Below are 25143 nucleotides of genomic sequence, written 5' to 3'. Positions count from 1 at the left end.
AATTACTAGTGGTTTACGGTTTTCTAGAATTTCAGAATGTGCATTAAGAAAGTAGCTTCAATTTAGCGAATCTTAGCAACAGCTTTTTAATACCACCATTTTCAAAATTGATCTCGGCTTTTTTATCCTGGCCTATACCTTCAATCCCTAAAACTTTTCCTTTTCCAAAACGCATGTGCTCGACTTCGTTACCAACTTCAAGCTGAATTGCATTCGAGGCTTTTGCTGGTTCTGAAGCTGCCGGTCTTAGTTTTCGTAATTTCCTTAACTGTTCCTCTGTTGGCTTATGCGCCGGTGGTGGCGTTCCTGCTTTTGGTTTTGTTTGGCGAAGTTTAGATTTATCAACTTCATCTCCAAAAATATCGGTATTGATAAGCGGTTTGTATTTATAATCATCCTGCGGAATCATATAATCCAAAAACTTATCATCTATTTCTTCTATAAATCGGCTTGGCTCGGCATCTACCAATTTCCCCCAACGATATCTACTTTGCGTATAAGTTAAGAAAGCCTGTTTTTCAGCTCGAGTTACTGCAACATAAAATAAACGACGTTCTTCTTCAAGTTCAGATCGGGTATTCATACTCATTGCTGAAGGGAAAAGATCTTCTTCCATACCTACAATATAAACGTAAGGAAACTCCAATCCTTTCGCCAGGTGAATCGTCATAAGCGCCACGCGATCTTCATCTTCAGTATCTTTATCAAGATCTGTGGCTAAAGCGACATCTTCTAAAAATTCAGCTATAGATCCATTGGCATCGGCGAGTTCTTTTTGCTCTTCCACAAAATCCTTTATACCGTTTAAAAGCTCTTCGATATTCTCGATTCTTGCAATACCTTCTGGAGTACCATCTTTTTTAAGTTCCTGTACGAGTCCGGTTTTTTTGGTCACCGTATCTGCAACAGTAAACGCATCGGCATTCTGAGCCAAAATTGTAAAATGCTTGATCATATTTACAAAATTGTCCAGCTTGGTCCTGGTACTTTTTGTGATCTTAAGTTCTGGTAAATGATCCAGATTTTCTAAAACTTCGAAAATCGATTTTCCATATTTATTTGCAGCGATACTTAGCCTGTCCATCGTTGTGGCTCCAATCCCACGTGCAGGATAATTGATCACACGCTTTAAAGCTTCTTCATCTTTTGGGTTGATCAATAATCGCAAGTAAGAAAGCACATCTTTAATCTCTTTACGCTGGTAGAACGACAAACCTCCATAAATTCGATACGGAATATCCTTCTTCCTAAGCGCATCCTCCATTGCCCTACTCTGGGCATTGGTTCGATATAAAATGGCAAAATCTCCATTAGCCATTTGGTTTTGCATCTTATTCTCAAAGATCGAACTGGCTACAAATCGTCCTTCTTCACCATCTGTAAGTAATCGGTTTACCACGATCTTTGGCCCGTCGTCGTTTGCCGTCCAAACTACTTTATCTAATTTGGTCTGGTTTTTATCGATTATCGAGTTGGCTGCATTTACAATATTTCCGGTAGAACGATAATTTTGTTCTAGACGGTACATTTCTACGCCTTCGTAATCTTTCTGGAAATTCAGAATGTTATTAATGTTCGCACCACGGAACGCGTAAATACTCTGCGCATCGTCCCCTACCACACATATATTCTGAAACTTATCAGACAATGCTTTTACGATCAAATATTGCGAGTGATTGGTATCCTGGTACTCATCTACCAAAATATATCGAAAACGATTCTGATATTTCTGAAGCACTTCAGGAAAACGGTTTAAAAGCTCATTGGTTTTCAGCAATAGATCATCAAAATCCATGGCGCCGGCTTTAAAACAACGCTGTACATATTCCTGGTAAATATCGCCCATTCTTGGCTTTTTGCTCATCGCATCGGCCTCCATTAATTCAGGATTATTGAAATAGGCTTTTACCGTGATCAGACTGTTTTTGTAAGACGAAATTCGGCTATATACCTGCTTATATTTATAAACATCTTTATCCAGCTGCATATCTTTAATGATCGCCCTAATCACACTTTGCGAATCCTGCGTATCATAAATCGTAAAATTAGAAGGGTAGCCTAATTTATCGGCCTCAAAACGTAGAATCTTGGCAAAAACCGAGTGAAATGTACCCATCCATAGGTTTTTAGCTTCACTCCTACCTACGATCTGCGAAATACGATGCTGCATTTCTCTTGCCGCTTTATTGGTAAAGGTTAACGCAAGAATATTAAAGGCATCGATCCCTTTACTCATCATGTATGCGATCCTATACGTAAGCACACGGGTTTTACCAGAACCGGCTCCCGCAATTACGATCATAGGACCATCAATCTGCAATGTTGGCGCCCTTTGGGCATCATTTAATTCGGCTAAATAAGCTTCCAATTTCCTTCAAATTTTAAAAGCGTGAATTTAACCAAAATGAATCAATTTCTAAACCCAGCCAGTTAATACTTTTAAACAGTGATGTGCTAAGCCATGAATGTTTATATTTTTTAGTATTTTTAAGAGAACTACTTTTTAGCTGAATACATAAACCCTTTTTAACGAATTTCAATGAATAAAATTTACTATCTATCCCTCTTATTATTTTCCGCTTTTAGCTACGGACAACATATAGATGCTGATCTTGAAGAAGACATCGCTGCTGTAGAAGAAAAAGTGATCGAATGGCGAAGAGATTTCCACGAACATCCCGAACTTTCTAATCGCGAATTTGAAACTGCTGAAAAAATCGCCAAACATTTAAAAAACTTAGGTTTTGAAGTCGAAACCGAAATCGCAAAAACCGGAGTTGTAGCTTTACTGAAAGGCGATCATCCCGGCAAAGTTGTGGCTTTACGTGCCGATATTGATGCTTTACCGGTAACCGAAAGGAATGATCTTCCTTTTAAATCTGAAGTAACTACCGAATTTCTTGGCTCGCAAACCGGAGTGATGCATGCCTGCGGTCATGATACGCATACCGCAATATTGATGGGTGCTGCTGAAGTTTTAGCGCAAAACAAAGACAAGATTCATGGAACTATAAAATTCATTTTTCAACCAGCTGAAGAAGGTCCACCACCGGGTGAAGAAGGCGGCGCAAAATTAATGATCAAAGAAGGTGTTTTAAAAAGTCCTGATGTAGATGCCATCTTTGGTTTACATATTAATTCTGAAACTCCCGTTGGCACCATTCGCTATAAACCTGAAGGTACAATGGCTGCGGTAGAACGTTTTGTGATTAATGTAAAAGGAAAACAAACACATGGCTCGCAACCCTGGAGTGGTACAGATCCTATTCTTATTTCAGCAAAAATTATCGATGGTTTACAAACGATTATTAGTCGGGATTCTAAATTGATCGATGCCGCGGCAGTGATCACCGTTGGAAAAATTACCAGTGGTGTACGTTTTAATATTATTCCTGAAAGTGCCGAAATGATAGGAACAGTGAGGACCTTAGAGCCTAAAATGCGCGAAAAGATCTTAAGCCGAATGAAAGAAATGGTTCCTAAACTTGCTGAAGCCTACGGCGGTAAAGCAACTATTGATATCCAAAATAACACCGCTGTTACGTATAATGATGTTGCATTGACTAATCAAATGTTGCCAAGCCTTCAAAAAGTGGCCGGAGAAGATCATGTAGAACTGGTTAAAGCAACTACCGGCGGTGAAGATTTCTCTTATTTTCAGGAAGAAGTACCCGGTTTATATTTCTTTTTAGGCGGACAACCTTTGGATAGCGAAGAACCGGCACCGCATCATACGCCCGATTTCTTTATCGATGAAAGTGGATTATTACTAGGCGTTAAGGCAATGACCCAATTGGCTTTAGATTATCTTGATCCTCCGCAATAAATAACTTTAAGAAATTTCTTGTCATGCTAAACCTACCCGTCCGGCAGGCGGGCTTGATTTAGTTTCTCGCTTTGATAACTTTTAAGCAAAAATCCTAAATAAATTAAAAGGTACTTTTTCGTTAACTTTGACGTTTAACTTAGAAAAAGTACCTTTCGTTTTTTTAGAATAAACCAGCATGAGCGATCTAGATTTATTGCAAATCCTTTATAATATTTTACCGGCTATCATTGTAGCCGCAGTAGCTTTTTACTTTTTTAAAACCTTTTCTGAAAATGAGAATCGAAGACGACGATTTTTACTACATCAGGAAAATCAAAAAACAGCACTTCCTCTTAAACTCCAGGCTTACGAACGCATGACCTTATTTTTGGAACGTATTTCCCCAGGAAGTTTACTGGTAAGAATAAAGCCTAATAGTTCAGATAAAATTCAATATTCCAATACACTGGTAGCGGCAATAGATCAAGAATTTGAGCATAATTTAGCGCAACAGATATATGTTTCTAATGAATGCTGGAATTATATAAAAACAGCCAAAAATGCTACAATATCACTTATAAGGCAAACCGCAGCAGATAATACTGTTGAAAATGCGGCCATGCTTCAGGAAAAAGTACTCACCGTTTTGATGGATGAAGATGCACCAACCGTGGCAGCACTTACGTTCGTTAAAAATGAGGTGAAGGAAATTGTTTAATTAGTTTACAGTTAACGGTGCACAGATTAAAGTTTTTTAGCTGTTAGCTTTCAGCAATTAGCGATCAGCTTGAAAATTGATCCTGAAATTTCACAATTTGAGCTTTAATTTTTAAAGTTTTTATATTTTATCTAATTGAACTTCAAACAAGTAAAAAGTAATAATATGAGAATCGATATTTCGAAATTAGATTTAAAATTCATAGTTCAGAATTATGACAAAGACTAGCAAAACTCAAAAATCAAAAGAAAAGCCAAATATCTTAGTTCTGGGATTAAGCTTTTTAGTTTTTTACACGCTATTCAGTATCTGGGATTACTTAAAAAGTTTGATTACGAATTTGTTTTGAAAGCTGAATGCTGAATTTGGATTTGAAAAATGTCATTTCGATTTCTATGACAATTCCAATCGGTTTTTATAATTTGTTTGATTTTTAATTATTGCCATATCTGCCATTTTAGATACTCTGGATTCGGTTCTTAGGCTGGTGCCGCTCTGTTGCTCAAATGGTACTACACCAGCAAAACAGGCTAGCTTTCTTGGATCGGTCAAACGTTGGAAGGCTTAGGTTTTAACGGCGATCATCCAAGCGGTAACATCGTGTATGCCCGGTACGGTCTTGATCCTTTTGAGCTGTTGTTGTAAAATCGGGTTCGATTGATCTCGGCACGGATCAAAGTTTCTATTTCGTGGATGTGCCTATCCAGTTCTTTGATAGCCTTTGATTGATCTTGATCAGTTTTCTGGTACTGCTGTTAAAAGTAATATCTTTTAAATTGGCCATTTGCTGTTTGATCCCTTTGCACTGCTTTATTTTTGACTTACGTTGGCTCATCAATATTTTTAAAGATCTGATGGCTTCGCTGCAGGGTTTCCAGCATTCAAAATTCTAATAGTTCCTTTCTATGAATATAGCGATCCTCTTGGCATCTACCTTATCATTTTTACCACGTACCAGACCAATACTTCTTTTAATATGCTTGGGGTCTATTACGTATACGTTAAAATCAAAGTCTTTCATAGTTTGGTAGAGATTATGGTTATAATACCTGTGTTTCTATGGCTATAAATGCGCTGGCATCTAACTTAGCTATGCTTTGCAGTAGCTTTCGAATACTTTTAACTTTGTTACCAATCTTGTGAAAGGTTGCCCCCACTGGGAGATCTAACACAAAAGTCCAAAGTGTTTTTACTGATGTCGATACCTACATAAATACTTTTCATAACTTTGTAAAGCTTTCCAGATAAGAAGGATTTTATCAATAACTCAACTCCTTGATAATGGGCTTGTATCCCGAATTTCTATTAGAGATTGTTGATGAAAGTCTGAACTTAGGTCTGAATCGAACTTTGAACTTTATGTTCTGAGTGAAAATAGTGTACCCAAGTTCCGCTCTCTTTTCTTAGTAATACTGCTCTCAAATAACAATATAAGTCTAAAGGAGTGATTTTGATGTAGCAAAAGCGGAATTAAAATTGTATCGAGAACTTATGAACTGCAAACTGGGACTGTTCACTTCAAATTGAGATTCAGATTTCTCCATTCCGTTGCGCTATAGAGTTTAGAAATGAGACCGCTTTGCTTTTAGAAATTAGACTAGAAATGTTGAATTTCGAATGCTGAATTTTGAATTAGCAAAGGTTTTACGTCATCTCGACCCTGCCTCGCCGGCAGGCAGGCGGAGCGGAGAGATCTCTTTTGAACTTATGATGAATTTCCAATTCTAGTGATTCTGACGTAGCGTTAGCGGAATTAAAATTATAGCGAGAAATTAAGGGCTGCAAACTGGGACTGTTCACTGCTTATTGAAAAAGACTTCTCGCTACAAAAAATTTCTCCGTTACACTTCAAAATATGTCACTTGAAGCGACAAAATTGGTAATGCCAACTGCACATTGCGACTGCCCACTGTCCATTGATTATTGCTCATTGATTCGCTATTAATTGATTAAAAGTGAGAAAGTAAAAAGGAGCTTAAAAAGCCCAAAACGCACATAAGTCCAATGATACTATGACCTTTTTCAAAAGCTTCAGGGATCATGGTAGAAGAGATCATATTTAGAATCGCTCCGGCTGCAATAGCGAGTGTTGCGCCGTTAATTGCAGGAGAAAGCTGGCTAAATAAGGAATAGCCTAAAATAGAAGCCAGTGAAGAAAGTATGGCGATACCCAGCCAGATTCCAAAGATAAAAAGTTTGGAACGTCCTGCTTTTTTCATACCGGCAGAGCTGGATAAGCCTTCAGGTAAATTTGAAATATAAATAGCGATCACGGTGGCAATACTTACCGCACCACCTTCAAGCATACTAATTCCAATCGTGATCGATTCAGGAATACCATCTAAAAGAGCTCCTAATGCAATGGCGATTCCGCTTCCTTCCTGCTCGTTCTCAGAAGGTTGCTGCTGCTGGGATCGTTTTCGATGTTTTGCGCCACTTTTTTCTAAAAACTTGTTAGCGAAATAGTAGATTAATGCTCCGCTTAAAAATCCAATTGAACTGGGTAATAATCCGCTTTGTTCAAAAGCTTCTTCCATCAATTCGAAAGACAAAGCCGAGATTAAAACTCCGGCTCCAAATCCCATAATGATAGCGATCAATTTTTGTTTCAGATTAAAAAAATATCCAAAAACAGATCCTACGATTAAAGCACTTCCTGTAAATAGTCCCCAAAGACCGGCCTGTATCCAAATTGGCATTTACTTTGTTTTTTTATAAAAGTAATGAAAATGGAAGGAGCGGCAGGAAAGAAAAATAGAAGTTTGAATGTTTAAATTCAGAAATAATAGCAATAAAAAAGAGGCTTCCCATAACGATATCTTACCTTCCAGTCAGAAAATCCCCGAAATCTTATGGATAAGGTTAAGAGCGTTAAAAGAAAGCCCCTGGTTTAAAGAAGACAGAATTTAAATTGTCATGGAAAATAGTTTAGTATCAGGTTTTTTGCGTTGAAGCCTAAGATCGAATGCCATACACACATTGCGAACAAAGGCTCTACCTTTTTCTGTAATCTCAATTTTATTATCGAGGATTTTTAATAATCCGTCTTCTTGCATCTCAGATAGTTTTATTATCACATCTGGTAATTCTGTAAACTGTAAACTTTCATCTTCCCAACTGGTTTCCAGTTTACACATAAGGTTTAGAATATGGCGGCGAATTATTAGATCTTCAGGACTTAAAATATGCCCACGATAGATCGGGAAAATTCCACCTTCAACCAAACTTTTATATTCTTCAATACTTTTTACATTTTGCCCAAAAGCATACCACGAATCTCCAATGGCAGATACACCCAAACCAACCATTAACTGCGTTGTTGCCGTGGTATAACCCATAAAATTTCTATGAATTGTTTTTTGGTGTAAACTTTTAGCCAGTTCATCTTCTGGCAGGGCAAAGTGATCCATGCCAATTTCGATATAACCTGCATCTAGTAATAGCTGTTTACCTAATTCGAATTGCGCCTTTTTTTCTTCCGCAGAAGGTAGATCTTCGTCTTTAAAACCGCGCTGCCCATTTCCTTTTATCCATGGCACATGTGCATAGCTGTAGAATGCAATACGCTCGGCCCTAAGCTTTTTAGTTAGGTTTATGGTATTTTCTATATCTGCCGTGGTCTGAAAAGGTAATCCAAAAATAATATCGTGACCTATCGAGGTGTAGCCTGCCTGTCTTGCAAGGGTTGTTACTTTTTGTACATTTTCGAAAGGCTGAATTCTGTTTATCGCTTGCTGAACTTTTAAGTTATAATCCTGTACCCCAAAACTTACTCGTGTAAAGCCAAGATTAGCTAAAACTTCAAGGTGTTTGTGAGTGGTGTTGTTAGGATGACCTTCGAAACTTAGTTTTGCTTCAGCACGCTCGTTAGGATCTTTAAATAAACCTTCAATTAGCAGTTGTAAATTTTCCGAAGAGAAAAAAGTTGGGGTGCCCCCACCAATATGTAATTCAGAGATCTTTGGCTTTTCTTCAAATAAAGAAACGTACAAATCCCATTCTATAAGAAGGGATTTGATGTATGGAATTTCTACCAGATGATTTTTGGTAATCCTTTTATTGCAGCCGCAAAAGGTACACATACTTTCACAATATGGGAGATGGATGTAGAGGCTTATACCGTTGTGCTTACTTTCTACATAACTTTTCTTTAAACATTCTTTCCACTCTTTTAATGAAAAAGAAACATCATCCCAATACGGCACGGTTGGATAGCTTGTGTACCTTGGACCGGCTACATTATATTTATTTACCAGCGATTGCATGATCTATATGCTATTTCCTATAATTAGTAAGGTGTTAATTAAAACACTAGAGGTAAATAAGTGAAAAACAATACTAGGTTTTTGCACTGTTAAAATCGATGCATTATGGGCGCTACAAATAGCAACACTAATAAAAACCAGGAACATTTGTAATGCTTCGTGGCCATGCATTAAAGTGGTCATAATTGCGATCCCGCCTAAACAGGTAGAAACGATCATTGCTAAAGCTGAATAACCTAAAAAATTGTGGCTAAATTCTTCGTTTAATTTTGCATAAAGTGTCATAACTCGAGGATTTTTAATTATACACCAAAATTACCTTAGAAGCTCTTCGTAAAATATGATAATTGTCAGTTTGGATATTTTTTCTGAAATTTTTTAGAATAAACTTCTGTATCGCTGAAGCTGCTTAGATAAACTTTTAAATTCCGAAGAGAAAATGAAAGTATAACGATCAGTGACAAAAATTGAGAGCTGAAACTTCGAATATTAATTATATGGCAATTGCATCGTTTATCACGACTTAAATCACTGTTTTAAGTCAATCTTAGGGAGATCCTAGAGTTTATTTGAAAGATTAATAGCAATTTTGGATTATGAGAATTCTAATGGTAGAAGACGAAACAGGTATCTCTGGATTTCTAAAGCAGGATCTAGAAGAAGAATCTTTTCTTTTTATCTAAAAAATTCAAAAAAGCTTCTTTTTACAGCATTAAAAGGTTTTAGTATACAGACTATGTAATCCTAATTACTGATATTTGTATTTTACTCGATAATCGATATTGCATACTTCGAGGCTTGCCTCGACATAAAATTAATTTCTAATACATACCTTACGCATTTGCCTTTAGGTAGTTTATGATCAAGAATGGAAGCTAGGCACAAACAACGCATCGCATTAAGTATTTGTTTTTTTATAAGTGGAATTTCATTTGCTACCTGGGCATCCAGAATTCCTTCAGTAAAAGAATTATACGATCTAAGTGAAGCCGAATTGGGAAGCCTGCTTTTGGTAATGCCATTTGGAAATATTGTGGGTTTACCCATTTCGGGCTGGCTGGTATCAAAATTCGATAGTCGCAGTCCGCTTTTTGCCGGGATCGTTCTTATTTCTATGTCTTTAGCCGGGATTGGCTGGTCTACCAATATTTATACTTTAATGCTGAGTATGTTCTTTTTTGCTTTTGCAATGCGAATAATGAACATCTCGATGAATACCCAATCGATAAGTTTACAAAAATCTTTTCTTCGGAAGATCATAGGTTCTTTTCACGCTGCATGGAGTTGTGGTGGGATCATTGGCGTGGCTTTGTCGACTTTTATGGTGAAATTTGGTGTAGAAATGCCTATTCATTTAAGTATAGTTGCAACCGTAAGTTTAGTTTGTATTGGTAGTAGTTTTGGTTTTTTACTTAGCGGCGATAAAACAACCGGTGGTAGCAAATTAAAATTAGGAAAACCAGATGGCTATATTTTCATCTTAGGACTAATGGTATTTTTTGCGTCTTTGTGTGAAGGCGGGATGTTCGACTGGAGTGGAGTTTATTTTAAAGAAGTGGTTGGCGAAGAGATATTTACGCTAGGCTATCTAACTTTTATGATTTTTATGGCGATTTCTCGTTTCTGCTCAGATCTGGTAGTAGAAAAAATAGGGATGCCAAGAACGTATATTGTTAGTTCTTTAATGGTTGTTTTTGGTGTTTTAACGGTAGTTTTATTTCCGTATTTCTGGCCAGCTTTGGTTGGCTTTAGTGTAGTTGGCTTAGGAATTGCAGCAGTAATGCCAATGACGATGGGACTTGCAGGAGAATCACCAAAATACAGTCCCGGGATGGCAATTTCTATCGTAACCACATATAGTGTAACGGGAATGTTACTTGGGCCGCCATTAGTTGGTTATTTAGCCGAATTACTCGGTTTAAAGATCGCTTTTTTACTGTTTCTCATCGCCGGATTAATGCTTTTTCCCATCTCCAGAAAGTTCTTTAAAAGACAGGCAAAAGTACAGAATAGTTAATCCTGACTAGCAATTTCTGTTTCGATCATCTTAGGACTGGCAGAAATGTTTCCATGTAAAAAGCTTTTGCGCTTTTCGTCATTAAAATTGAATAACATTAGCGTTAAGTAAAGCAAAAGCAGAAAACTAAGACTTAAGATAGAGATGTTATTTTTTACAAAAGCTCTCATATTTAATCGTTTGCTTTTAGAAAATAGGCTTTACCTTCGTTATAGCCTTCTAAAAAGGCTTCTGTGTTTTCATTCCAGTCTAAAAAAACATTTAGCGAGAAATAACAGAAAAATCCCAGCAATAAAAATTTCAGGTCTCTTTTGGTAATATTTTTCATAGTCGGTTGGTTACTTTGATTCTTTTTATTGGTTGATGGTAAATTTAAGAAATTTTTAAGAATAGAAAAAAGGGGAATAATCCCCCTTTAAATAAACTAATTAGTCACCTATTATTTAGATCTCTGAATCAAAAATTCTTTGTTCATTTTATCGAACCTTACTCCACTGGTTCTGCCATTATCTACTTCAAATCCTATAATTTCATTTTTACTGTTACGTATATATTTTATGGATTGCACTGGATAACCCGTGGCAAAAATATCTTCAGTAGTATATTCTAATTCTAAATTTTCAGGAAATAAAAAGCTCGAAATTTCTAGATGTTCGTCTTTCATTTCAATTTGATAAACGGTTTCAATCTCACTGCTGTAAAAACTTCCGGTGAAAATATCGAGTTCTACTTTTTCTGAAGTTTCTATTTTCTTGGCTATATGCAAGCCATTTTGAATTAGCGTTAAAGAATCTGCCGATCCGTTTTCGTTAAGATGAAATTTTACCCGGGCATTCACACCTTTAATCTTGAAAATCGAATCAGATTCGGCTATTAAATCTAATTCCGGTTGACCTGTAGCCTGAGTGTAAATTCGGTCTTCATCTTTCATAAAAGTCATCACAAAAGATTTCATTTCCTCTAAAGCATATTTGCCCAAAAGTTTTTCGAATTTCGATGTTTCATACACAAAATCTTCAGAGGTTTTTTCCGAAGAAATTCTTGTCGCCATATGATTTCCATTCTGCATTAAGGTTAAGGTTTTCGCATTTCCTTCTTCGTCTAGATCAAACTTTACACGTGCGTTAATTCCTTTAATTTTAAAAACCGAATCAGATTCTGCAATAAGTTCTATTTCTGGCTGATTAGTAGCTTGAACTGAGATTTTATCATCTTTCTTCATAAAATTCATAATAAAATCTGGTGCCTCATCTAAAGCATATTCACCTAGCAGTTTTTCAAATTTTGCAAGATCATATTTGCCATCTTCCGGTTTTTTAGATGAATTGAATTCCTCTTCAAAATAAATATTGGCAATTTTATTCGCCATTAAAGCACTATTGAAAGACGCATTATTACTTTGAGTGATCACCGCTGCATCAAATTCTGGTAAGTACATTAACATCGATCGATGCGCGTTATCTGCGCCACCATGCTGAATTCGTTTTTTATCCTGAAATTCATCAATAAATAATCCGAATCCATAATCTAGCGTATCTCCATTTTTTAAAACAAAAGGCGTCGTCATTGCCTTAAAAATTTCTTCGCCACCTAATTGGTGAGATTTGAAGTTTTCGACCCAGTTTTTTAGATCGGGTAGGGTAGTGTAAATTCCGCCTGCACCACGTGAATATTGCAAATCTTCAACTTCTACATAAGCACCAGATTCGCCAATTTTATACCCGGCAGCACGATTGGGAATAATTTCATCGTTAGAAGCTCTAACGCGAGTATTATTCATATTCAACGGTTTAAAGACATTTTCTTTCATCCATTCTGGGAAAGGCGTATCGGTAACTTTTTCGACCACAAGACTCAATAAAATAAAGCCGGTATTATTATAATTGAATTTAGTTCCCGGTTCGTTTTGCAATTTTGGCTGATTTTGGATACTTCTAATAATTTGCTCCTCGCTAATTGGCAGGGTAAGATCACTTCCGGTAAGCGAAAAAAGGTTTAGATATTCACGATATCCGTTAGTGTGCGTTAGGAAGTTTCGCAATGTCACTTTATGCTCAAATTCGGGTAATTCAGGGATATATTTTCTAATATCATCGTCGATATTTAATTTTCCCTGTTGCTGCAACAGCATGATCGCCATCGCGGTAAATTGCTTTGTGGTGGAACCAATATTGGTTGGTGTATTGGTTTTAAACGGAATATTATAGCTAAGATTCGCCATTCCATAAGCCTTTTCTAAAAGTACTTTCCCATCTTTTAGTACCAAAACTTCAGCGCCGGGATGATCACCAGAATATCCAATTAATAGTTGATCTACTTTACCTTCAGGTGATTTTGCCAAAGGTTCTGCTGTTAAAATTTCTATGCTGAAGTTTCCGGAGTCTTTCTTAAACGGAACCACTTCCAGCCGGTAATCTCCTTTTTTGCTGGTTACAAAACTGAAGTAATCTGGCCCTTTTCCGCTTTTATCAAATTCTTCTACTAATTTATCTGCTGCGGAATATAACTTTACAACGCCATCTACGGTTTCCTGTTCGATCTTGCCATAAACAAAGTAAGCCGAGTCTAAGGCTATACTAAAGGATTCAGCGCTTTCTGAAGTTTTTAATGTTCCTGAAATGGGTTGATTTGGTTTCAGTTTTTCCTGTGCGCAGACAGGAATTAAATTCAAAATAAAAAAGGAAAAAAATAATAAATAGCGTTTTTGCATGATTGATGGTTTTTAGTAATGTTTTAAATCTGAGCGCTGAAATTATGGATTTTAGATCTCTCTTTTATTGGCACCGCCAAAGGGTATAATACCCTGAGGCTTGCCTCGAAATTAAAAGTTTGTTTCCAACGAATGACTCGAGGGCTTGCCTCAAGGTCGTTTACTGTTCGACGAGATTATCTAAAATTGGTTACAATTTTATTCAATTTAAATACTTTTTGGAGAATTCATCCTAAGTTTCGATAATTTTCTATAGACTTTACCGTTATTTTTTCATCAATCAAAATGTATTTCTATATGAATAAGTTTTATGTACTCATTCTTTTCTTTTTCTGTTTAATTTCCTGTTCTGAAGATGATGAAATTCGATTTGCTGAAGTGCCTTCAGACTATTTTGTTAACGATCTGGAAGCACCACAGGATTATAATGCTGAAGACTGGCAGGATTTCACCGGAATTCCGTTTTATGTGAAATCTGTAGCTTCAGGAAAATTTTTAAGTCTTTCAGATCAACAAAATACCTTAGTTTTAAAAGATTTTATTGAAAACGACGATCGTTTTGCTTTTGGTTTGTCTAATTCAGCGTATGATGATGATTCTTTTACTTTAATTTCAGTTCCCGATGTGAGAGAAATAGGAGTAGGCGAGAATAGTGATATTTTGCATGGAATTACTACATTAGACCGGACACTAAGTTGAGAGAATATTTTTGCTAGTTATTACCTTAGCAATTATGAGAAGAAAATCTAAACATTACACCTTAGAATTTAAACAAAAAGCAGTCGAGTTAAGTTATGCTAAAGGCAATGTAAAACAAGTATGTGAAGACTTGGATATATTTCCATCTGTACTTTACCGTTGGCGTAGAGAGTTAAAAGATTACGGTAACAACAGTTTCCCTGGCCGTGGTAATCCTAAAATGACCGATGAAGAAAAAGAGATAGCCCGATTAAAAAAGGCATTAAAAGAAGCCGAGTTAGAACGAGACATCTTAAAAAAGGCCATCAGCATCTTCTCCGCGAGCGACAAGAAAAATACAGGTTTATAAAACAACACCTTATGAGATTTCCTGTCGAGACGATGTGTAAAATATTGAAAGTAAGCAAAAGTGGCTATTACCATTGGTTACAATCGGGACCAAGTAAATTATGGTTAGAAAATCAAAAGGTAACTGGGCTTATTAAATCTATATTTAAAGATAGCTTTCAAAGCTATGGTTCACCTAGAATAAAAACAGAACTAGAGACATTAGGCTATAAAATATCAAAGCCTAGAGTTGCACGTATTATGAGTGCTAATTATTTGTTTGCAAAACGAAAACGTAAGTTTAAAGCAACCACATATAGTCAACATAATTACCCCATAGCTCCTAATTTATTAAACCAAAACTTTGAAGTAAGCCGACAGGATCAAGTTTGGGTAAGCGATATAACCTATATCAAAACCAAACAGGGCTGGTTATACCTTACTGTCATTATTGATTTGTTTAACCGCAAAGTTGTTGGATGGGCTCTAAGCGATAATCTAAGTACAGAAGACACTATTATTAAGGCTTGGCATATGGCTATAAAGAAAACTACTTTAACCCAGTCTTTAATTTTTCATTCCGACCGAGGTATACAATATGCCAGCCATAAGTTTACCTCATTAATTAAAAGTTACAATGGCTTAGTAAACCAATCTATGAGCAGAAAAGGTAATTGCTGGGATAATGCCATTGCTGAATCGTTCTTTAAATCATTAAAGGTAGAATGGGTTTATAGGCACAATTATAAGTTGAGATCTGAAGCGGAGTTATCCATCTTTGGATGGATAGAAACTTGGTATAATAATAGAAGAAGACATTCCTTTTTAGGAAATAGAACTATAAGAGAATTTGAATTAGACATGTATAACCTTAAACTAGCAGCGTAGTCATTCAACTATTTGTCCAGTTTTTTGTTGCAAGTCCAGCAGCCTGTTGTATTTTCTGAAGAAGAAAATAACCAATTTCAGGACACACGATATTGGCGAATTTTACCCAGTAAAAATGAAAATTACTCATTGATTCAAAATGCGAATTTAGACGAAAACAACAGCAATTTTATTCTTGAAAGTGCTGAAAGTTCTGTTTTTCTGTCTGTAAAAAATGATGCTGAAAATCAACAATTTCAGATTATACCTAGAGGAAATTTTGAGATTTATGATATAGAATTTTTGGTAGATGAGGGTGAAGTTACCAACAGCGAGTGGATAATGGTAAATAGCGATACGATCACAAATTCAAGTGATGATGTAATGGAATTTTCAGATACAGATGAAGGTAAATTTCCTAAAAGTTTTACCGCTTCTTTTACTGAAAATAATCAACAAATCTCAGTTGAACTTGAAAATGATAGTTTTCAAACTAGACTTCCTGAAATTCTATTTGATAATGAGGAAGTAACAATAGACCTTGGATCGCGTCATGAAGTGAGTTATAATGAAGCTTTTGAGTGGACAACAAATTTTGGATCTTCTGAAGATTTTACTTTCAATATACCGCCGCAAGCTACTTACGCAATCAATTATTCTTTAAATAAGTATCATTTTGAAGTTCCTTACAAAGTTACTTATAGAGATTCCAGTAGTGGCGCTCGTTTTTCAAAAAAAGGTATTTGGGAAAGTGACTATTATTACCAAACAAATGTCGAGTTAAGCGAAGTAGAAGAATAGTTTTTGCCGAAAAAATTTAAAAGCTTCGATTCCAAAAATCTGAAATCGAAGCTTATTTTGGTTAAATACTTTCTCTTCTCAAAACCTGTAAAGGAGGATTTTTAATAACACTTCTGCTATTTGCCAATCCAATAATTAAAACCAGTAAAGTGATTCCCGGGAATAAAATTCCAAACGGAATCCAGGATGGGATAAAAGTCGTTTCAAAAGCCAACCAGGCTAAAAGCATACTGCTAATTAGTGAGAGTAAAATTCCGCTTAAACTTCCCAAAACACCTAAATAAATATACTCTAAAGCAGCTATTTTAAGGATTTGGTTGCTTTTTGCACCAATGGTTCGCAGCAATACACTTTCTTTGATTCGCTGATATTTGCTGGTTCTAACGGCACCCAGTAAAACGATGATTCCCGTAAGAATACTAAAAAACGCCATAAAATTAATGATCCAACCTATTTTATCCAGCAATCCTTCGATGATACTTAGAACCTGGCGTAGATCTAAGATCGAAACATTTGGATAATTGCTGACTAATATTTGCTGAATTTCGGCCGATTTTTCAGCATCTGGAACCTGCGTGGTCATCACGTGAAATTGTGGTGCCTGCTCTAAAATTCCTTTTGGGAAAACGATCGAAAAATTAGTCTGCATTCTTCCCCAATCCACTAAACGAGTGCTGGCAATTTCAGTATTCATCAACACGCCCTGAACATTAAAGGTAACTTTATCACCAACTTTTACCTTGGCATCTTCAGCAAAATTGGTGCTCACCGAAATTGGAATTAGCGCTGAATTTTTACTTTCAGGAATCCATTCGCCATTTTCAATACTTTCCGAAGCAATTAAAGAATCGCGATAGGTCACTCTAAACTCATGACTCAAAATCCAGCCATTTATCGTAGAAGTAGTGTCCTCTCTAATCTCGTTTACACTGCGGCCATTAATATTTTGCACGCGCATGGTAACGATTGGGATGTCTTCTAAAACCGGTAGATCCTGAGATTCGATAGTTTCAGCGATATTTTTTGTCTGGTTTGTTTGTACATCCAGCAAGATCATATTTGCGCTGGTATTGTTATTTTCTAAAGTGGCCTGCGCGAGTAAAAGGTCTTTGCTGAAATAAAGCGTACTGATCAAAAAAGTACCAATCCCAATGGCAAGGATCAATATTAAAGTCTGATTTTGTGGTCGGAACAAGTTCCGAAGTGATTGTCTTGAAACAAAACTCCACGAATCTGGGAAAAACTTCCTGATTAGATTCATAAACACTTTAGCAACACCGGCTAAAATCGCAAAAGTGACCAAAACACCACCAATAAAGGATAGCGAATATTGCCAGTTTCTAAGCAGCCAAAACGAGAAAAGAAATAAAAATAAAATAATTAATACTGAAATTCCTAAAAGCGCTTTTCGTGATTTTGAGCCTGTATTTTCCTGAACGCGTAATACCTGTAACGGCGATACATAAAGTGTTCCCACTAACGGATACAAAGCAAATAAAACCGACATTAGAACTCCTAAAATGATCCCTGCAAAAATAACCCGGCCTGAAATTGATAATGCAATTTCAACAGGTAATAATCCTTCTAAAATTACCGGAAAAGCGTATTGTAAAATCACGCCAAGAATACTTCCTAAAATTCCGCTTAATAAACCTATAAAAGCGACCTGAATCAAAAAGATCAAAAAGCTTTGTTTTCGTGAAGCGCCAAGACATTTTAGTAAGGCAACCGACTTTAATTTTTCTTTGATGTAAATATTTATGGCACTGGCAATCCCAACACAACCCAATAATAATGCGATAAAGGCAACAAGATTCAGGAATTTTCCGAAGTTCTCATAACGTCTTCCCAATCGTTCGCTGGTAGATAAATGTGTATCCAGATCGGCATCTTTTTTATCTAACTGAGGATCGATTTCTTCATCTAAAAGCTTAAGATCGGTGTTTTTATCGGCCACAAAATAGTAGTCGTAATTAATCCGGCTTCCGGTTTGGATAAGTCCCGTTTGTTCAATGAATTTATACGGAATAATTACCGGTGGCGCAATGGCTCCGAAAAGCGAAGAGCTACCAGGAGCCTGCGTTAATTTTCCTAAAATAGGTAGTGTAATTTCACCAATCTTAATACTATCGCCAACACTAAGATCTAACTGAAGCATCACCGTGGCATCTACCAAAGCTCCGTTTTGATCCTGATAATCTAAACCGGCAGATTTTGGAGTAGTTTCAAATTCGCCATAAAACGGAAAACCGCCATCTATACCGCGAACGCTTACAAACTTTGTCCCGGTTTTATTGGGAAAAGCCGCCATCGAGGCAAAACTGATTTCACGAGAATCGATGCCCAGCGAATCCATAATTTCGGTAACCCGTTCGCTTGGCGGGTGATTCATATCAATGGTATAATCGGCGCCCATCAAAGATTTAGATTGCAGCGCAATATTATCCTGTAAATTTTCTCCAAAAGACTGAATAGAAACCACCGCGGCAATTCCTAAAACGATCGAAGCCATAAAAAGCAAAAGCTTACGTTTGCTGGCTTTTCCATCTCTCCAGGCCATTTTTAGCAGCCAGAAAAACCCCGGTTTTGTGGTGTTGATTCGCTGCATTTTAAATTCCGGTTTTTTGATCTGATACTATTTTACCGCCTTTGATCTCCAAAATATGCTGCGTCATTTTAGCCAATTCCATATCGTGGGTTACGATGACGAGCGTGGTGCCCAATTCAGAATTTAATTCAAATAAAAGCTGAATCACTTTTTCGCCGGTTTCCGCATCAAGGTTTCCGGTAGGCTCATCAGCAAAAAGAATTTCCGGATCGTTAGAAAATGCTCGCGCCAAAGCCACACGCTGCTGTTCACCACCCGAAAGTTGCGAAGGATAATGATGCATTCGGTGATCTAATCCCACTTTTTTCAGCAGAGATTTTGCTTTTTCTGTTGCTGTTTTATTTCCTTGTAATTCTAGTGGAACTGCCACATTTTCTAAAGCGGTAAGCGTAGGTAATAACTGGAAATTCTGAAAAACGAAGCCGACTTTTTGATTCCGAAGTAAAGCAAGTTCATCTTCAGAAAGGGAACTGAGTTTAGTTCCGCATAATTCGATATCGCCATTGTCAATTTGGTCTAAACCGGCGCAAAGGCCTAATAAAGTAGTTTTTCCGCTTCCCGAAGGACCAACGATCGCAAAGGTTTCTTTGGCTTCAACCTCAAAATTAATATCGTTTAAAATCTGTAATTTTTTGCTTCCGCTATCGTAGCTTTTCTCCAGGTGGGTAACGTTTAATATCTTTGTCATTGTGGGTTTAGAAAGAATTTGGGTCTAAAACGTACAAATTAAGAAATGATTTTAAGACCTTATGAGATTTATCCCTTAAACTTGTTTAAATTATTTAAGAATAACTGAATTTTTTTAGTATTTGAACTTTTGTCATTCCGGACCTGCCAGCCGGCGAGGCAGGCTTGATCCGGAATCTCACAATGGATGGTTAAATTAATTATTTTGTGGATGAGACCCTGAAACAAGTTCAGGGTGACTAACATCTGAAGTTATAAATTGCACTAGAGAGATTTCTTTTAAAAAAATAAAATTGATCATGAAAATAACCAATCTTAGCACGCTGATTTTAGCAATTTTTTCCCTTGTTTTTTTGAATTCCTGTAAGAATGAAGAAAAGCAATCTACTTCTTCTTCGGAAGAGAATACTGCGGAAGAAGAGGTTTCAACAGAGAATTCGACAGAAGAAGTACCTGTAGTTTTATTTTTTGGAACCAGTTTAACAGCAGGCTTAGGTTTGGATACCGCTGAAGCTTATCCGGCTTTAATTCAGAAGAAAATGGATTCGCTGGGAATGGATTATAGCGTGGTAAATGCTGGTTTAAGTGGTGAAACTACCGCGAGTGGTTTAAATAGATTGGATTGGGTTTTTAAACAAAATGTAGATATTTTAGTTATTGAACTCGGTGCTAATGATGGTTTGCGAGGCGTTGCTTTAGAGGAAACCCGAAGCAATTTAGAAGAGATCATTAAGATCGCCAGAGAGAAAAATCCTGAAGTAAAAATTATCCTGGCAGGAATGCAAATTCCGCCAAATATGGGCGAAGAATACACGTCTGAATTCCGCTCCCTTTTCCCAGAACTTGCAAAGGAATATGATTTAGAACTTATTCCATTTTTGTTAGAAGGTGTTGCAGGTGATCCAGAATTAAATCAGCAAGACGGAATCCATCCCACCGCTGAAGGACAACAAATTTTAGCCAATAATGTTTGGGAAGTCTTGAAAGATGATGTTCAGTGATTCAGTATTCAGTGAGCAGTCTCAGTTGGCATTTTCAATTAACAATTATCAATAGACAGTGAGCAGTCGCAGTGGGTAGTGATCAACCAACAATAAACAATTTGTATTAAGTGTCATTTCAAGTGAGGTACGAGTCGAAAAGTCTGTTTTCAGTTGTTGCTAAGATCTCTCCGCTTCGCCTGCCTGCCGGCGAGATAGGTTCGAGATGACAACGAATATCGTATTAAAAGCAAAATCAAGTAAATAAAAGAGTTCGATATTTAGATATGAGAATGTTATTTTTTCACGCCACTTTCAGTAACTGGGATTATTTAAAAAGTTTAATTGCAAGTTTGTTTTAGTTGCTTTATACTTCAGTTAGCCTCAAACCCCTTGTCATTTCGAGCCTACCTTGCAGGCAGGCAGGCGAGGTACGAGTCGAGAAATATCATTTCGAAATTACCTTATTTTCGCATTATCAAATTTTCAAATCAACACATTATCAAATCATCCATTTTCTATCAGCGAAGCGGTCTCAATTCTCTTTTCTAAAACCTAATTTCCACTAAACCTCAGCTTTGGCCTTTTTTGCAGCTTCTTTGTCTTCTTTTACTTTGTTGGCGGCGTAATCGTAGCCCTGCTTCCACCAATCGGTCATTAGTTTTTTATTGAAAACAAGTGAATTTTCGGTCAGTTTTGTTGGCGTGTAGAAGATATTCAGTTTTACGTTTTTATTCAGCGCGGCTAGTTTACCTTCGATTACATCATGATATTCAACCTGGTCTAAAACAAAGCTATATAAATTCAGCATCAAACTAAATGGATTCTTACCCAACACCTTGTTATATTCCATGTTTTCAGCCTCTAAAATAATAGCGTCTACTTCTGTAGCGCCACGTTTTATGGCTTCTCGAATAGGCACAACGCAGCCCAAACCACCATCGGCATATTCGAAGCCGTTTTTATTGGCCAGACTCATAAACGGAATATAATTACAAGAAATCCAGATCCACTCGCAAAAATCATCGTAAGAACATTCGTGGATCGATTTATATTCTACCCGGTTTTTGGATAAATTAGAAACTGTGATCACGACATCTCCAACGTTACTTTTTAAGCTTTCAAAATTTTCTTCTGAAAAATTACGTCGAATATGTCTTAAAAGATTTTTGCTCTCGCCAAAAGTGCGCTTCTTTTTAAGAAACTGCCAGAACATATTAAAGTAGTTAATGGTTACATATTCCCGGCCTTCTTTCTTCTTTACGATAAAAGGATTCAAACTAAAGATCTTACGCTGATTTACGTTTGTGTAGAGATCGTAAACCTTAGAAATATTACCTTCGGCCAGATGCGGTATCAATAAACTTCCGGTAGAAGTTCCCAGAAAAAGATCGTATTTCTTCTTCTCGGCTTCCATTAAATATTGGGCTACTCCGCCTGCAAATGCTCCTTTACTACCGCCGCCCGAAATTACCAATGCTCGCATTAAACTTCGATTTGGTTTAATTCTTCACTCTTCAGTTTAGCGTAATTGAATCCGCTTTTCCACCACCGCTTCATCTTCTCTTCTTCAAAAATAAGGGAATTGGTTGTTAAAACTGTGGGTGTGTAATAAAAATTGATAATTACATCTTTATTTGCCGCCGCAAATTTCCCAATTCTAATATTTTGATTTTCAACCCTATCTGTTATAAAATTAAAAAGATTGGTAATTAAGCCAAAAACATTCTTAGAAGGCATTCGGTTTAAATGGCTCACCTCAGTTTTTAAAATGATCGCATCAATTTCTGTGGCGCCACGTTTTACCGCTTCCTCAATTGGCACCATCGATCCAAAACCACCATCTGCATATTCGCAACCTTCTTTTTGCACCAGACTCATAAATGGCGTGTAATTACATGAAATCCAGATCCAGTCTATAAAATCCTGATAATCGAAATCTTTAATCGATTTATATTCAACTTCATTTAAAGATAAATTGGAAACCGTTACCAGAATATCTTTTTCTGAAGCTTTTAATTGCTGAAATTCTTCTTCAGAAAAGGTATTTAAAATAAGTTTTTTAAGATTCTTGCTTTCACCAAAGGTTTTTTTCCCCTGAAGAAAATTACGAATTACACTGAAATGATTAATGCTTATCTGGTCGTAGCCATGTTTATGTTTAATCAAAAAAGGGCGATTATTAAATATACTCGATTCGTTTACTGATGTATATACCTGCCGAATTTTCTCTACTTTTTGCAATGCCAAATGAGAAATTAGCAAACTTCCGGTAGAGGTACCAACGTAAAAATCGTAATCTCGCTTCATTTCTTCAATCAAATATTGGGCAACGCCACCGCCAAATGCGCCTTTACTACCACCTCCAGAAATTACTAATGCCTTCATTAAAAATTAACTATTTGAGTTGAGATTGAAAGTAATCCCATTCCTTTTTTGAAAAAGAGCTGGATATATTCTGAATTTTTTCCAAATACTTATCGTAGGTTAATAGCTCTTTAAGCAATTGCCTGCAAAAATCCCTAAAACGATAGGTATGGTGTTGCGTTCCCTGCATAAGATCTTTTAAATTTTGATCTGAAAATGCATCGATCTGAAATAAATAACTAAACGCATTTTGCCGAACTTCGAACGGATATTTTGTTTGTGTATAACCAGAAAGCTCAGCATAATTTGCCTTACTGTTACCCGCATCAAACTCGGGCGTCACCAAGTTTAAAGTGAGCCACAACATTCGTACATTCTTATCGTAAAAACCCTGGATATTCCTTGTTTTACTTAAATATTTAGAGCGTTCTTGCGGAAAGTTTGTCCATAATGTCATTAACGCATATTCCTTTGTTAAGTAAGAATCATCATTTAATAAATCTTCAAATTCAGATTTTAATGTCTGCGGAACTTCTTTCATACTCGATGCAATAGCCTGGCGAACAAAAATATTTCCGGTTTCAAAGGCTTTTCTGTAAAGATCAATAGCTTCTTGAGCCGTAGCTCCTTGTAATTGCATCACTACTTCCTGCCCCACATAATCATTCACCGGAAAATCTAAAGCGCCATTCAAGACATTATATTTTGTCCCTACACTCTGTTCTCTAACCGCTGCAACATCTAAATATTGCCTAATAAAAGCCGATTTCTCTAAAGAATTTAGCGCAACGTTTGCCTTAAATGCCGATTGTTCTAACCAGTCTTTTCGAAACTGTGATAGATCCTGCCCGCTAACATTCTCCATTTCCTTCAAAAAATCATCTGTAGAAACATTGCTAAAACTATATAATTTCAGGTAATTTTTTATTCCGGTTTTAAAAGCCTCATCGCCTAATTGCTCTCGCAAAATATGCAACGCCCAGGCTCCTTTTTGATAGAACGTAAGTGAACTTGCTTTAGGATTTAGCAGAGCTTCACCTTCACCTCGATCACTCATCTTTTTTAGCTGCTCGGCAGTTTCATATAATTTCCAGTAATAATAATCTTCACCAAAAATCTGCTTTTCTGCCAATAAAGCGTAATATGTTGCAAATCCTTCCTGTAACCAGTGATGTTTACCTTCGGCTTCGGTTACCAGATCACCAAACCACTGGTGTGCGAGTTCGTGCGCATTTACATTTACATAATTTTGATCTTTAAATCCTATACTATCGGTTAGCATCGATTCAGAAAAAATCGTAGTTCCGGTATTTTCCATCCCGGCATATAGAAAATCTTCTACAGGGATTTGCTTGTAATTTTGCCAGGGAAAATCGACCCCAATTTCCTCCACTAAAAAGTCGAATATTTTCTGCGAATATCGATAAGTAGGTTCAACCAGATTTTCATCTTTTGGTTCGTAATAAAGAGAAATAGGTACACCACCCGCGCTTTGTAATTCTTTGCTACTGTAATCTCCCGCGGCAATAGCCACTAAATAGCTACTCATAGGATCTTGCATACTAAACGACCATTGTTTGATCGAATCATTTAGCACTTTTTCATTTTCCAACTTTCCGTTGGCGATTACCTGATAATCTTTTTTAAAATTGATCGTTAAGTTGAAGATCGCTTTTTCACGCACATCGTCAAAACTTGGTAACCAATGCGAAGTGTACCGTCCCTGTCCCTGCGTCCAGACCTGTTTGCTTATTTCTTCGGAATTTTCTTTATCCCAGTTAATAAAATACATGGTTTGTTTTGGTGTGCCAGAATACTTCAACTGAAGCGTATTTTCTTCAGAGGGAGTCAATTTCCTTTTGATCCAGATCTTATCTTCAGCTAAACGAAAATTTGTTTCCTTACCATTCAGCATCACTTTTTCAAAAGTCATATCTTCAGTATCAACAAAAAAAGAATCTACCGCTTTTAGAACGTCAAAAGAATAATTAACATTACCATCGATTTTGGCCAATTCAGGATAAATACTTACCTCAGCATTCACCTTTTTAAAATCTACAAACTCGATTTGATTTTCTGGAGTTACCGATTGTGCCTGCGTTAAAAACGCATTTAAAAATATAAGGGAAAAGAATATTTTCTTCATTACTGGAAACTGTCGTTTGGTACTGCCAAATTACAAAATTTAATGCCAGAGGCTTCGTTTTACCACCAATCTTTCGGCAATGATTGGTGATCGCTAAAAAGAAATAGCATAAAATATGCCTGAAATAATTCTAAAATTAGGCA

Annotated in this window: 20 protein-coding genes; 7 read left to right on the top strand and 13 right to left on the bottom strand. The window is 36.6% G+C overall.

All coding sequences use genetic code 11. From position 1 onward, the window contains the following. Positions 1 to 43 precede the first annotated feature (43 nt). Positions 44 to 2368, bottom strand: a complete 2325-nt coding sequence (locus INR75_RS09870) for an ATP-dependent helicase (protein WP_223091765.1) — start codon at positions 2366 to 2368, stop codon at positions 44 to 46. A 171-nt stretch (positions 2369 to 2539) separates the two neighbouring features. Between INR75_RS09870 and INR75_RS09865 the strand changes: the two genes are divergently transcribed. Both INR75_RS09865 and INR75_RS09860 read left to right on the top strand, forming a co-directional pair. Beyond that, positions 2540 to 3826 (top strand): amidohydrolase, encoded by a 1287-nt coding sequence (locus tag INR75_RS09865; RefSeq protein ID WP_223091764.1) that lies wholly within the window; start codon positions 2540 to 2542, stop codon positions 3824 to 3826. Positions 3827 to 4004: 178 nt separating this feature from the next. Beyond that, positions 4005 to 4526: a hypothetical protein gene (locus tag INR75_RS09860; protein ID WP_084840005.1), complete on the top strand. Its 522-nt coding sequence runs from the start codon at positions 4005 to 4007 to the stop codon at positions 4524 to 4526. Positions 4527 to 4919: 393 nt separating this feature from the next. Here the strand turns inward: INR75_RS09860 and INR75_RS20605 are convergent, their stop codons facing one another. The 4 genes from INR75_RS20605 to INR75_RS09840 form a co-directional block, all read right to left on the bottom strand. Then, complete coding sequence (locus INR75_RS20605) at positions 4920 to 5078, bottom strand: transposase (RefSeq protein WP_092542305.1); 159 nt, start codon at positions 5076 to 5078, stop codon at positions 4920 to 4922. Positions 5079 to 6475: 1397 nt separating this feature from the next. Continuing rightward, complete coding sequence (locus INR75_RS09850; protein WP_223091763.1) at positions 6476 to 7225, bottom strand: ZIP family metal transporter; 750 nt, start codon at positions 7223 to 7225, stop codon at positions 6476 to 6478. A gap of 207 nt (positions 7226 to 7432) precedes the next feature. Beyond that, positions 7433 to 8791, bottom strand: coding sequence for an oxygen-independent coproporphyrinogen III oxidase (gene hemN, locus INR75_RS09845; RefSeq protein WP_223091762.1), 1359 nt, complete (start codon positions 8789 to 8791; stop codon positions 7433 to 7435). 3 nt (positions 8792 to 8794) lie between these two features. Further along, the gene (locus tag INR75_RS09840; RefSeq protein WP_223091761.1) at positions 8795 to 9076 is read right to left on the bottom strand and encodes a hypothetical protein; all 282 of its coding nucleotides are present in this window, start codon (positions 9074 to 9076) and stop codon (positions 8795 to 8797) included. A gap of 583 nt (positions 9077 to 9659) precedes the next feature. On the opposite strand from INR75_RS09840, the gene INR75_RS09835 reads away from it, so the two are divergent. Further along, the gene (locus INR75_RS09835) at positions 9660 to 10808 is read left to right on the top strand and encodes an MFS transporter (protein ID WP_223091760.1); all 1149 of its coding nucleotides are present in this window, start codon (positions 9660 to 9662) and stop codon (positions 10806 to 10808) included. On the opposite strand, the gene INR75_RS09830 is transcribed toward INR75_RS09835, so the two are convergent. The 3 genes from INR75_RS09830 to INR75_RS09820 all read right to left on the bottom strand — a co-directional run bounded on the left by INR75_RS09830 (position 10805) and on the right by INR75_RS09820 (position 13518). After that, positions 10805 to 10978 (bottom strand): hypothetical protein, encoded by a 174-nt coding sequence (locus INR75_RS09830; protein ID WP_175487065.1) that lies wholly within the window; start codon positions 10976 to 10978, stop codon positions 10805 to 10807. The genes INR75_RS09835 and INR75_RS09830 overlap by 4 nt on opposite strands. A 2-nt stretch (positions 10979 to 10980) precedes the next feature. Next, the gene (locus INR75_RS09825; protein ID WP_223091759.1) at positions 10981 to 11136 is read right to left on the bottom strand and encodes a hypothetical protein; all 156 of its coding nucleotides are present in this window, start codon (positions 11134 to 11136) and stop codon (positions 10981 to 10983) included. A gap of 111 nt (positions 11137 to 11247) precedes the next feature. Continuing rightward, positions 11248 to 13518 carry a serine hydrolase gene (locus tag INR75_RS09820; RefSeq protein ID WP_223091758.1) on the bottom strand — a complete coding sequence of 757 codons (2271 nt, stop codon included), beginning with the start codon at positions 13516 to 13518 and terminating at the stop codon, positions 11248 to 11250. A gap of 297 nt (positions 13519 to 13815) precedes the next feature. On the opposite strand from INR75_RS09820, the gene INR75_RS09815 reads away from it, so the two are divergent. The 3 genes from INR75_RS09815 (at position 13816) to INR75_RS09805 (ending at position 16212) form a co-directional block, all read left to right on the top strand. Then, the gene (locus INR75_RS09815) at positions 13816 to 14217 is read left to right on the top strand and encodes a hypothetical protein (protein ID WP_223091757.1); all 402 of its coding nucleotides are present in this window, start codon (positions 13816 to 13818) and stop codon (positions 14215 to 14217) included. Between the two features lie 10 nt (positions 14218 to 14227). Further along, positions 14228 to 15432, top strand: a protein-coding gene (locus INR75_RS09810) for an IS3 family transposase (RefSeq protein ID WP_086026153.1) whose coding sequence is annotated in 2 segments (ribosomal slippage) — positions 14228 to 14507 and positions 14507 to 15432 — 1206 coding nt in all. Because the reading frame shifts where the segments join, the coding sequence is not laid out codon by codon here. A 24-nt stretch (positions 15433 to 15456) separates the two neighbouring features. Continuing rightward, complete coding sequence (locus INR75_RS09805) at positions 15457 to 16212, top strand: hypothetical protein (RefSeq protein ID WP_223091756.1); 756 nt, start codon at positions 15457 to 15459, stop codon at positions 16210 to 16212. 61 nt (positions 16213 to 16273) lie between these two features. Here INR75_RS09805 and INR75_RS09800 read toward each other — a convergent pair whose 3' ends face one another. Then, entirely contained in the window at positions 16274 to 18820 is a 2547-nt protein-coding gene (locus tag INR75_RS09800) for an ABC transporter permease (protein WP_223091755.1), read from the bottom strand. Between the two features lies 1 nt (position 18821). Beyond that, positions 18822 to 19508 (bottom strand): ABC transporter ATP-binding protein, encoded by a 687-nt coding sequence (locus INR75_RS09795; protein ID WP_223091754.1) that lies wholly within the window; start codon positions 19506 to 19508, stop codon positions 18822 to 18824. Between the two features lie 298 nt (positions 19509 to 19806). Between INR75_RS09795 and INR75_RS09790 the strand changes: the two genes are divergently transcribed. Next, positions 19807 to 20508: an arylesterase gene (locus INR75_RS09790; protein ID WP_223091753.1), complete on the top strand. Its 702-nt coding sequence runs from the start codon at positions 19807 to 19809 to the stop codon at positions 20506 to 20508. A 544-nt stretch (positions 20509 to 21052) separates the two neighbouring features. Here the strand turns inward: INR75_RS09790 and INR75_RS09785 are convergent. Genes INR75_RS09785 through INR75_RS09775 form a run of 3 tightly spaced genes read right to left on the bottom strand, consistent with a single transcriptional unit; the run spans position 21053 to position 25000 of the window. Then, positions 21053 to 21973, bottom strand: a complete 921-nt coding sequence (locus INR75_RS09785; RefSeq protein WP_223091752.1) for a patatin family protein — start codon at positions 21971 to 21973, stop codon at positions 21053 to 21055. Next, positions 21973 to 22875, bottom strand: coding sequence for a patatin family protein (locus INR75_RS09780; RefSeq protein WP_223091751.1), 903 nt, complete (start codon positions 22873 to 22875; stop codon positions 21973 to 21975). Before INR75_RS09780 ends, INR75_RS09785 begins: the two co-directional genes overlap by 1 nt. A 10-nt stretch (positions 22876 to 22885) precedes the next feature. Further along, positions 22886 to 25000 carry a M1 family metallopeptidase gene (locus INR75_RS09775; RefSeq protein WP_223091750.1) on the bottom strand — a complete coding sequence of 705 codons (2115 nt, stop codon included), beginning with the start codon at positions 24998 to 25000 and terminating at the stop codon, positions 22886 to 22888. Between the last annotated feature and the right edge of the window lie 143 nt (positions 25001 to 25143).

Origin of the sequence: Zunongwangia sp. SCSIO 43204, assembly GCF_019904275.1 — a bacterium.
Lineage (GTDB): Bacteria > Bacteroidota > Bacteroidia > Flavobacteriales > Flavobacteriaceae > Zunongwangia > Zunongwangia mangrovi.
The sequence above is the reverse complement of the archived record's forward strand: the minus strand, read 5'-3'. Positions and strand labels throughout refer to the sequence as shown.